The sequence below is a fragment of the Kibdelosporangium philippinense genome (genome assembly GCF_021390435.2).
GTDB classification, from domain to species: domain Bacteria; phylum Actinomycetota; class Actinomycetes; order Mycobacteriales; family Pseudonocardiaceae; genus Kibdelosporangium; species Kibdelosporangium philippinense.
Genome location: NZ_JAJVCN010000002.1, coordinates 2,010,174 through 2,021,844, shown reverse-complemented (window position 1 = coordinate 2,021,844; position 11,671 = coordinate 2,010,174). Strand labels below are relative to the sequence as shown.

The following is an 11,671-nucleotide window of genomic DNA, read 5'->3' as shown; positions in this document are numbered from 1 at the left end:
GAGCGAGCCGCGAATTTGGGCCGAATGGCCTCGATGCGTTAGTCGTGCGACCAAACTGACAGGATTTGTCGAAGGTCGATCAACAGTGCTCGTCAGCTGGCGTTGTCACGCTCCGAAGTGGACAGGCATAGACACAGTCATACAAACGGACGATGACTGCCGCAAGAGCATCAGCTAGCGTCCAGCGGGCCTATAGCCAAGGGGGGCCGTGGGGTGGATCACTAGCCGTTCAAGGGATTCAGTGCAGCCGTGGCGTTTTCGCGCCACGGCTATGTCGGCATGTGCCCTAGGCAAGTACGCCTGGCGACGCTCCATATCGAGAAGGAAGGCCTATGTGGACTCGAAGAGCTGGGGCTGCCGTCACGGCCGCCGCAGCGATGTTCGGTGGCGTAGTCGCCACATCACCAGTGGCACAGGCAGCGCCTGCCTTACCATCGGGTTTCGTCTTGGTCGACACCCCAACCGGCCAACAAGCTGGCACGTTGACCGACGTCGCGTTCCTGCCTGACGGCAGCACGCTGACTACCGGCCGACTCGGCTCAGTGCAATGGGCACCGCAGGGTGGCCAGCCGGTTCAGATCGCCAGCCTCCCTGTCTACACAGCTGGTTCGCTTGGCTTGACGAGCATCGCGGTCGCACCGGACTACGCCACGACGCGCACTGTTTATACGACACAAGCGGTTTCCACGGGCGGTACTACGAAGGCGTTCCGGGTCAGCAAGTGGCGGACGCTCGGCACGAACGAGCCAACTGGACTGGTCGACGAAGCCGTCGTCTTGGAGTTCCAGGGGAAAGCCGACAACAAGGGAATCCAGGATGTCGTCGTCGAGCCAGCACTCGGACCCGACGCGACGAAGACCGCCCTGTGGATCGCTGTCGGCGACAACTCCACCGTACGGTCAGTGGACGGCGCGACCAAAGACAATGTGGACCCATACGCGTTGAACGCGTTGGACATCAACCAGCCAACCGGCAAGATCCTCCGCGTATGGCCTGACGGCAGGGGAATCGAGAGCAATCCGTTCTTCACCACGGAAAACCCCAACAGCTGGAGTAGCCGCAACTACCTCAGCGGATTGCGCCACCCACGGCTCACGCTCGACCCACGCGGTGGTGTGATCGTCACTGACACCGGCTGGGCGGCACGCGACGAGGTCAACCTGGCGTTCCCCGGTCAGAACATGAAGTGGCCGTGTTGGGAAGGCACCACACAAACACCCGCTTACAAGGATCTCCCGGCGTGCGCCAATGTGGCGAACAACGCCCCATTGCACGAGGTCAACCGCGGTACTGCGACCACGACCATGTTCGTCGGCGGTCTCCCCTACACGGGCACGTCATATCCCGAGGCCTACCGTGGTGCCCACTTCCTGGCTGACAGAAACGCTCACACGTTGTCGACTCTCAAGTACGACGCCGCTGGCAAGGTCACGCAGACCGCAACGGTCTTCGCCACCGACATCGGCGATCCTGTCTCGGCCGCGACGGCTCCGAACGGCGACATCGTGATCGCCGACGCGGCCACATCGATCTTGCGGCGGGTCAGCTACAAGCCTGCCAACAAAGGCCCTACAGCCGGCTTCGAATTCTCGGTCGACCGGGACAGCAAGAAGATCTCCGTCAACGCGGGCATGTCCTTCGATCCCGATCGCGAAGCACTTACCTACCAATGGAACTTCGGCGACGGGAGCACTGGCACAGGCAAGCTCACCGAACACACGTACGCGGCAGGCGCTGGGGTCACCGTCACCCTGACTGTGACCGATCCACACGGCGCAACCAACACCAAGAGCCAGTTGGTCATCCCTGGCGAGGAAAGTCCGCAGCTCCCACTGACGACACCCGGCCCGGAAGCCGTCTTCTCGGTCAACGAGACCATCGCTGTCAGCGCGGAGGATGCAAGAGACTCGGTCGACGGCCCAATCGCGGTGGAATGGAAGGCTGACCGGGTCCGGTGCTTACGTGACCGCAGTTGTGAGATCACACAGCTGCACACGGGGTCCGGCCCCAACTTCAGTATGAAGTTCCCCAACGAAGCCGACGGACGCGTGATCATCACCGCCTCTGCCACCAACAGCCGGGGCGTGCCCGTCACCCGTCAATACGTCGCCAACCCGAGGCTCACCCGGTTCGGCCTGACTTCAACACATAACGCGCAATACCGTGTCGGCAGCAGCAATGAAGCCGCGAACCGCATGGTGACAGCCGGCTCGACCGTCGTCTTCGAACCGCCGCAGACCGCGCTCGAAGGTGCGGCAACGTTTTCGAAATGGATAGACAACCTCAGCCCGAACCGGATCCGACAAATCACCGTGCCTGCTGGCGGCATCACCCTCAACGCCGAGTACGTCTCACCGATCCACAAGCGATACACCAACGAGCCGATTTTGCGCGAGTGGATGGGCGAACCCGTCGGAATGGAGTTGCACGAGAGCAACTCCCACTGGCAGCAGTACGCTAGGGGCCGGGTCTACTGGACAGCCGCGCACGGGTTGGCGGAGACCCACGGCGCTATCTACGCCAAGTACGTGGCTCTCGGCGGACACAGGTTCCTTGGTGCGCCAAGCACGGACGAGCAGCGCCCACCGGACGTGATCGGCTACTACAACCATTTCGTGGGTGGTCCGGGCACAGGCGTCGGTTCGATCTATCACCATCCGACGCTCGGCACCTTCGAGATTCACGGGGAGATGCGGGCCAAGTGGGCAGCACTCGGCTATGAGACGTCCTACCTCGGCTACCCGACTTCCGACAGCCATGCGACCAACCCCGCGGGCGGCTTCTACAACCGCTTCGAACGCGGATCGATCTTCTACAGCGACGCCACCGGAGCACACAACGTCCAAGGCGCCATCCACGACAAATGGGCAGCCCTTGGCTACGAACGCTCCTATCTGGGCTACCCGACAACAGATGACACAGCTACCAGCCCCGCAGGCGGCTTCTACAACCGCTTCCAACGCGGATCTATCTACTACAGCGACGCCACCGGAGCACACAACGTCCAAGGCGCCATCCACGACAAATGGGCTTCGCTCGGCTACGAGAATTCGTTCATCGGCTATCCGACTACGGACGACACAGCCACAAACCCCGCGGGCGGCTTCTACAACCATTTCCAACGCGGATCGATCTTCTACAGCGACGCCACCGGAGCACACAACGTCCAAGGCGCCATCCAAGCCCGATACGCGGCGTTGGGCTACGAACGGTCATACCTCGGCTACCCGACGGTGTCCGACCGTGCGGTATCCGGCGGATACCAATCGGACTTCCAGAACGGCTACATCTTCTACAACAGCACCACAGATGAGGTGATCGACCGGCGGTACTGATCCAGTGACCTTGTGGGTGGTTGCCAAGCAGGCAACCACCCACAAGGGGGAGCATTCTCAGCGCGCATATAACACGTCCGCCTCGATCGTGCACACCAAGTTACGATCTTCACTCGTTTGTCTGAAACATCCCAGGGGTGCGCGGCGATGTCCCAGGTGACCCCGGCCCATAGGGGGGACCGGGTGATCATCTCGAGGGGATAAATGCGACCGCGTCAATGGATTCATGCTGCGACGACGGCGTTAGTCGCCGGCCTCGTCGTGGTTGTGCCCGCGGCCACGACGGCCCATGCGGCACCCAGCCTTCCGGCAGGCTTCCTGCTCGACGACATCCCGACGGGTTTCACCCCGGGATATCAGGGTGACTTTCTCACCGACTTCGCCTTCCTTCCTGACGAGAGCATGCTCATCGTCGGCAAGTACGGGAAGGTCAACTGGGTTCCCAAGACCGGCAACCCGCGCAACATCGCGAACATCCAGGTCGTCGGCACCCATGACTTGGGGCTGCAGGGCATCGCGGTCGCGCCGGACTTCGCGACCAGCCGGACCGTGTACACGGCCGGGTCAGCGCAGTCGACCGGCCCGGGTTCCGGGCAGCACGGCGTGCTGCGGCTGAGCAAGTGGACCGTCACATTGGACAGTGCCAACAACCCGATCGGCCTGACCAACGAGCAACCGATCCTGGAGACCTCGTCGGACGAGCCGGTGCACAGCATGAGCACAGTGCTGGCGGACGAGGACGGCACGCTGTGGGTAAGCATCGGCGACTCCTCAGGGTTCATCGGGGTCGACCAGCGCGCGTTGCGTGCGCTCGACATCAACGACCTCCACGGCAAGCTCCTGCACATCAAGCCGGACGGCTCGGGCGTCGCGTCGAACCCGTACTACGACGCCGCGAAGCCGAACGCGGTCAGCAGCAAGGTGTACGCCAGCGGGTTCCGTAGCCCGTTCCGGTTCAGCTTGGACCCGAAGACGAAGCGGCCGATTCTCGGCGACGTCGGCTGGAACGCCACCGAAGAGATCAACCTGGTCAACCCCGGGAACGAGTACGGCTGGCCATGCTGGGAAGGCAACCAGCGGACTGTCGAATACCGTGACTTGGCCGCGTGCGCGCAGGTCGCGACCGTCGCTCCGATTTGGAGCTACCCGCGGTCCGCAGGCAACAGCGTCACCGGCGGTGTGATCTACTCCGGCAAGAACTACCCGGCCGAGTACCAGGGCCGGTACTTCTACGGCGACTACGCCGTCCAACGGCTGTTCAACATGGCGTTCGACGCTTCGGGCAATGTCACTGTGCCGCCGAACAGCGCCTTCGGTTCGGACATCGGGCATGTCGTGAAGATCGATGCCATGCCGACCGGTGGCGACATCGTGTACGCCGACATCATCGGCGGAACCATTCGCAGGCTCGTCTACGCGCCAGGTAACAACGCGCCGGTCGCGGTGATGTCGTCGACGAATGAACCGGCCACGCGCAAGGTCACGTTCAACGCCGACAAGTCGTGGGACCCCAACGGTGACGAGCTCCAGTACGCGTGGGAGTTCGGCGACGGGACCACCGGTACCGGCAAGACCGCAGTGCACACCTATCCGGCCAGCCCGGAGAGCTTCACCGCCAAGCTGACCGTAACCGATCCGCTGAACAAGTCGGCTTCGAGGACGGCCACTGTGTACCCGAGCAACCGGGCGCCGGAACTGTCTTTGCAGGCGCCGGACCCGAATCGGAAGTTCTCCGTCGGTGACGTGATCAGCGCGACCGCCACGGCGACCGACCCTGAGGAAGGCCAGGTCCAGGTTTCCTGGACGACGGACATGGTGCACTGCCGCGGCGCCAGCAACTGCCACTCGCATCCCGGCGAACGGCAGGAGAACGCCTCGACGTTCAACCTGCACTTCGACGGCCACGCGGGTGACACCCGGCTGGAGATCACGGCGACGGCGACCGACAGCAAGGGCGCGTCGACGTCACAGACGTTCATCGCCAAGCCCAACCAGCGTCGCGTGACCATCCAGAGCAACCTTCCGGCCGAGTTCACCATCGGCGAGGAGCAGGGCGGAAGCGCCCTCTTCACGGCGGGCCAGTCGCTGACGCTCGTCGCCCCCGAGGTCGCCGCCAACAAGGTCGCGAGCTTCGACAAGTGGGGCAACAACAGCACGGACCGGGTGCACAACCTGGTCGTGCCGGACTCTGACGTGACGCTGAACGTCACCTACCTCACGCCGATCGACCGGCGCTACAACGCCGAGCCTGGGCTGCGGCAGATCTTGGGCACGCCGACTGAGGTCGAGCAGGGTGACACACAGATCCGCTGGCGCGAATACGCGGGCGGTCGGCTGTACTGGTCGCCGGAGACTGGTGCGCACCTGCTCTTCGGCGCGATCCTGGGGCGGTACCTCGAGTTCGGCGGGCATGCGGCTTACGGCGTGCCGAGCACCGACGAGCTGAGCACCGCGGACGGCCGTGGCCGCTACAACCTGTTCCCGAACCTCCGGTCGATCTACTGGTCGGAGCACACCGGTGCCAAGTTCGTTTGGGGCATGGTCTACGAAAAGTGGGACCGGCTCGGCAGGGACAACTTCAACGGCCTCCCGACAACGGATGAACTGGCCACACCGGACGGTGTCGGACGGTTCAACGCGTTCGAGCGCGGCTACATCTACTGGCATCCAGCGGTTGGCGCCTCCGAGATCCATGGCCGGATCTACGAAAGGTGGGCTTCCCTTGGCTGGGAACGCTCATCGCTTGGCTACCCGATCACTGACGAGCGCGTGGCGGCCGACGGGATCGGCCGGTACAACGAATTCCAGGGCCAGGGGTCGATCTACTGGTCCCCGTCGACCGACGCGTGGGAAGTCAAGGGCGGGATCCGGGCGAAGTGGCAGTTCTACGGCGGTGAAGGTGGCCACTTGGGCTACCCGATCACCAACGAGATGACCACGCGGGACGGACAAGGCCGGTACAATCGCTTCCGGAAGGGCAACGAGGAACACTCGGTCTACTGGCACCCGTTCATGGGCAACACCGCTTACGAGGTGCGTGGCGCGATCCGGGCGAAGTGGATGCAGCTCGGCGCTGAGCAGTCCCGGCTCAAGTACCCGGTCAGCGACGAGTTCACCATTCCCAACGGGTGGCGGTCGAACTTCCAGGGTGGCTACATCATCCACCGCTGGGGTGGGACCACCACTGTCACCTATTACTGAGTAAACAACCCTCGTGAGTGTTTTCGCCGGTCTGGTGTTTTAACGTTCCGGGTGGTTGATCTTTGACATGGAGGCGGCCACCGCTCGATGATCTTGGTTCCTTCCACAGAACTTTGATCACGAAAGCGGTGGCCGTGTCTGGCAGTGTGCCTGATGGATCCCTTGTAGGCCAACTCCGGCGGCTGCGGCGGTTCCGCCGGGCGGTGTATGAGTCGTTCACGAGGTGGCCGGATGTGTTGTTCGAGATGGTGGACGCGTTGTTGTGTCATCCGGGCCGGTTGGAGTCGTTGCCGTATCTAAGCTTGGAGCCGGTGTTGCGGCGTGGGCATGGCAGTGTGTATGCCGCGTTGGATCGGGGCCGGATCGACGCCGCGGTGTTGGCGGGTGTGTTGGCGGGTGTGGTGGATCGGTCCTCGGGGCTGGTGTTCGCGTTGGATTGTTCGCAGTGGCCGCGTCCGGATGCGCCGACCAGCCCGGACCGGACGTTGAACTACGACGCGGGCAAGGATGTTGGCGGTGGCAGCGGGGTGGTGACTCCGGGCTGGTGGTTTCAGTGGCTGGCCGCGACCGGGACGAGCGGTTCGTCGTGGGCGTCGCCGGTGGCGGTGGCGCGTATCGCGGTGGGTGAGAACCACAATGTGGTTGCTGTCGGGCAGATCGAGGCGTTGCTGAAGCAGGTGGCTGCCGACCGGGACCCGGACGGTGGTGATGATGGTGGTGGTCTGGTTCCGATTGTGTGTGCTGACGGGGACTACAGCCCGGTGTATCTGGGTGGCCGGTTGACCGGCGAGCGGGTGCAGATCGTGGTCCGGTTGCGTAAGGACGCGGTGGTGATGGCCGATCCGCCGCCGCGGGAACCAGGCACGATCGGGCGGCCGCGAGTGCACGGGCCAAAGATGAAACTGTCCGATCGCCGTAGCTGGCGTGACCCGGACGAATACCTCGCGGTGCCCGCCGAGCCTGGGCGGGCCGCGGTGAGTGTGTCGGTGTGGCATGGGATGCACCCGCGTGCCTCGGAATCGGCGGCACTGCGGGAACCTGGCTACCGGCCCGGGTACTCCCGCCCGGTGACCCGGGGCAGTGTGGTCTGGGTGTGTTCGGCCGACCCGGCGTACCCGCCGATGTGGTTGTTCTGGACCGGGCCTGAGGGCTCGTTCGATCTTGACCGGGTGTGGCGGGCGTATCTGCGCCGTTACGGCATCGAGCACCTCTTCCGGTTCCTCAAGCAATACCTGGCTTGGACCCGCCCTCGAGTGCGTGGCCCCGAGCAAGCCGAGCGGTGGAGTTGGCTGGTGGCTGTGGCTTATGTTCACCTGGTCCTGGCGCGTGGGCTCATCGCCGATCAGCGACTGTCCTGGGAACGACGCCGGGGACCGCTCAGCCCGCTACGGGTCAAACGCGGGTTTCGTGGGCTTCACCCGCGCCTGGGATCTCCGGCGAAACCGCGAAAACCTTCACGGCCCGGTCCGGGCCGCCCGACAGGGCATACATCCATCCCCGCGACGCGGCATCGCATCGTCCGTCCAGTGACAAAAACCTAAACCCAGCAACGAAAGCAGGGCCGCCGCTCCGCGACGGCCCTGCCCACCATGCCCTCACAACGTTAAAACACCAGGCCGGTTAGAACCGGCGAAAACACTCACGAGGTTTTTTAGAGGGTTTGGGCCAGTCGGTCGGCCAGCAGGCGGGTGAAGCGTGGGGCGTCGGCGAGTTCGCCGCCTTCGGCCAGCAATGCGATGCCGTACAACAGTTCCGCGGTTTCCGCGGCGCCTTCCTTGTTCTCCGAGTGGGCGGTTCGCAGGCTTGTCACCAGTGCGTGGTCTGGGTTGAGTTCGAGGATTCGCTTGATCGGCGGGAGTTCTTGGCCCATCGCGCGGTACATCTTCTCCAGCGTTGGGGTGACGTCGTTCGCGTCGCCGACGATGCACGCCGGTGACGTCGTCAGGCGCGAGGAGAGGCGGACCTCTTTGACGTTGTCCTTCAACGCTTCCGTCATCCACGTCAGCAGGTCTTCGAAGTCCTTCGAGCGGTCTTCGTCGGCGTCGTCGGAGAGGTCGACCTGGCCCTTGGCGACCGACTGGAACTGCTTGCCGTCGAACTCCGGCACCGAGCTGACCCACATCTCGTCGACCGCGTCGGTGAGGATCAGGACTTCGTAGTCCTTGGCCTTGAAGGCTTCGAGGTGCGGCGAGTTCTCGATGATCGACCGCGACGCGCCGGTCAGGTAGTAGATGTGTTCCTGGCCCTCCTTCATCCGCGAGACGTAGTCCGCGAGGGAGGTCGGCTTCTCCGGGTCGTGCGTTGAGGCGAAGGCCGAGATCTCCAGGATCGACGTGCGGTTGTCGAAGTCGTTGACCAGGCCTTCTTTGACCGCCGCGCCGAATTCCCGCCAGAACGTCTCGTACTTCGACTCGTCCATCGCTTTGATGGTCTGCAGGATCTTTTTCACCAGACGGCGGCGCATCAGCTGGATCTGACGGTCCTGCTGCAGGATTTCCCGCGACACGTTCAGCGACAGATCCTGCGCGTCAACGACGCCTTTGACGAATCGCAGGTATTCCGGCATCAGCGCTTCGCATTCATCCATGATGAACACGCGCTTGACGTACAGCTGCGGCCCGCGCTTGCTTTCCCGCATGAACAGATCCATTGGCGCGTGCGACGGGATGAACAGCAGCGCCTGGTATTCGAAGGTCCCTTCGGCCTGCATCTGGATGATCTCGAGCGGATCGGTCCAGTCGTGGCTGATGTGCCGGTAGAACTCTTTGAACTCGTCCTCGGTCGCTTCGTCCTTCGACCGTGCCCACAGCGCCTTCATCGAGTTGATCGTCTCGAATTCGGTCGTGGTCTCGTCGTCGACGGTCTTGGTGACCTTGAGCCGGACCGGCCAGGTGATGAAGTCCGAATAGCGCCGGACGATCTCACGCAGTTTGAACTCGGCGGTGTAGTCGAAAAGGTGGTCTTCTTTGTCCTCAGGCTTCAGGTGCAGGGTCACCGAGGTGCCCTGCGGGGCGTCTTCGACCGAATCGATCGTGTACGTGCCCTCGCCCTCGGACTCCCACTTGGTGCCCTCGGTCTCGCCTGCTTTCCTGGTCACCAGGGTGACTTTGTCGGCGACCATGAAGCTCGAGTAGAAACCGACGCCGAACTGGCCGATCAGATCGGCCGAATTCTCCTTCGACTCCTTGAGTTTGCGCAGCAGTTCCGCGGTCCCAGATTTCGCGATCGTGCCGATCAGGTCGATGACCTCGGCGCGGGACATCCCGATCCCGTTGTCGCGAATGGTGAGCGTGCGCTGGTCTTTGTCCGCTTCGAGCTCGATCCGCAGGTCGTCGGTGTCGGCTTGCAGGTCCTTGTCGGTGAACGCGGCCAGCCTGACCTTGTCGAGCGCGTCCGAGGCGTTGGAGATCAGCTCACGCAGGAAGATGTCCTTGTTCGAGTAGATCGAATGGACCATCAACTGCAGCAGCTGACGTGCCTCTGCCTGGAATTCGAGCGTTTCCATCTGGGTCTCCACTCCCCCATTATCTCGCCTGCCGCAGCCGCAAGGAACGCTGGGCGTCCCTTGCGGCAAGGCAAGATCACGTCAGCCGCGCCGGCAGGTGAAACTGCTGGCGGAATTGGGATCGCCGCCGACGTACCTCGACACCAACGGATACAGGCACAAGTTGCGGCTCGCCCTTCCGTCAGCTGTCCGTGCGGGCAGCGTTTCCGGAGCTTTGCCCTTTTCGACCCAGTTGACGACTGCGGCGAGCGGGTCGACCGGAGCCGCGCCCGCGCCACCGAAGCAGTGGTCGACACCAGGGGCGATGAACACGCGGTAGAAGTCGTTCACGTTGCCCGTCCGGCGGGCGACGCGGTCGCGGTAGTCGACCGTGCCCTGGTACGGGATGAGCGAGTCGTCGGTACCGTGCCAGGTGATCATCTTGCCGCCGGACCTGCGGAAGGCCGTCAGGTCAGGGTCGTCGGCCGCGATGATCGAGTTGTACCGCGCCTGCGAGGCCACGAAGATCCGGTAGTACTCGGCGTACGACAGCTTCGTCACGTCGAACTTCGGGTCCTGCTTGATGAAGTACTGCACCCAGGTCGCGCTGATCTCGAACGGCACCGGCCCCGCGGTCCACGACAGGTCCGCGCCCTTGTTGAAGCCGAACCAGCCGCGCGGCCCGTCCCAGATCCTGCGGACGACCTCGGCATCCGCCCGCGAAATGGTCACTTCGGCGCCGTCACAGACGATCTTGGTCCCGATCAACGCAGCCGGGTCATAACGGCAGGTACGAGGGTCGTTGACCACCCGGTCTGCCACGCCGTCGATCTTGTCGCACGCATCGACCGCTGCCTTCTCGAACGCGTCGAGCTCGCACACGCTCAGCCGGTTGCCTTCTTCGTTCTGCACGACCTGCGCCCACAGGTTGGCCACGATGAACCGGTCCCAGTTGACCGCGGGCGCCATCGCGTTGATGCCGTCGTAGTCGTCCGGGAAGCTCTGTGCGTTCTCCAGGCCCTGGCGCCCGCCGGTCGAGCAGCCGTTCCAGTACGAGTACTTCGGCGTGCGTCCGTAGTACTGCTGCGTCACAGCCTTTCCGACAACCGCCTTGTCATGCAGGGACCGTGACGCGAAGTTTTTCAGCAACTCGTGGTTGACGTTCCCCTGAGCGTCCAATGCCCAGCTGGCCGGGCTCATCGGGTTGGCTTCGACGCCGCCATCAGTCGTCGCGACCGCATAACCGAGCTTGACCTGGGTGGCCAGGTCAGCGTCCCAGGCACCCATTGAATAGCCACCGCCGCCGAGGCCCTGGAACCGGCCGGTCCAGCCGGACACCGGCAGCCACACCTTCACCGTGACCTTGTCGCCCGCGCCAGGGTGCGTGAGCGTCACCGTCACATCGCAGTACGGCGGGACGTCTGTGACTGGCGGAATCGGATACCCCGGCGGCCATTCGACGGTTCCGCCGGGCTTCTCGGCCGCCGTGACCGACACGGCCTCAGCCCCAGGCACGCTGAGCTTGCCGACCGAGCACCCCTGTGCCGCGGCCGCCGGTATGCTGACCATGACTGTCGCGGAGACGAACGCCACTAAGGCGCCGAACATTCGTTTCATTCGTTCTCCCCAGTTCAATGAACCCCCACCGCAC

General features: G+C 63.7%; 5 protein-coding genes. 3 read left to right on the top strand and 2 right to left on the bottom strand.

What is annotated here, in order from left to right; all coding sequences use genetic code 11:
• Nucleotides 1-332: 332 nt before the first annotated feature.
• From LWC34_RS28160 to LWC34_RS28150, 3 genes are all read left to right on the top strand, one after another.
• Nucleotides 333-3,335 carry a PQQ-dependent sugar dehydrogenase gene (locus LWC34_RS28160; RefSeq protein ID WP_233728124.1) on the top strand — a complete coding sequence of 1,001 codons (3,003 nt, stop codon included), beginning with the start codon at nt 333-335 and terminating at the stop codon, nt 3,333-3,335.
• Nucleotides 3,336-3,539: 204 nt separating this feature from the next.
• Nucleotides 3,540-6,536, top strand: a complete 2,997-nt coding sequence (locus tag LWC34_RS28155; protein WP_233728123.1) for a PQQ-dependent sugar dehydrogenase — start codon at nt 3,540-3,542, stop codon at nt 6,534-6,536.
• Between the two features lie 128 nt (nt 6,537-6,664).
• Nucleotides 6,665-8,077 (top strand): transposase, encoded by a 1,413-nt coding sequence (locus tag LWC34_RS28150; RefSeq protein ID WP_372496548.1) that lies wholly within the window; start codon nt 6,665-6,667, stop codon nt 8,075-8,077.
• 110 nt (nt 8,078-8,187) lie between these two features.
• Here LWC34_RS28150 and htpG read toward each other — a convergent pair whose 3' ends face one another.
• Nucleotides 8,188-10,041 (bottom strand): molecular chaperone HtpG, encoded by a 1,854-nt coding sequence (gene htpG / locus LWC34_RS28145; protein WP_235729645.1) that lies wholly within the window; start codon nt 10,039-10,041, stop codon nt 8,188-8,190.
• Between the two features lie 81 nt (nt 10,042-10,122).
• Nucleotides 10,123-11,637 (bottom strand): tannase/feruloyl esterase family alpha/beta hydrolase, encoded by a 1,515-nt coding sequence (locus LWC34_RS28140; RefSeq protein WP_233728121.1) that lies wholly within the window; start codon nt 11,635-11,637, stop codon nt 10,123-10,125.
• Between the last annotated feature and the right edge of the window lie 34 nt (nt 11,638-11,671).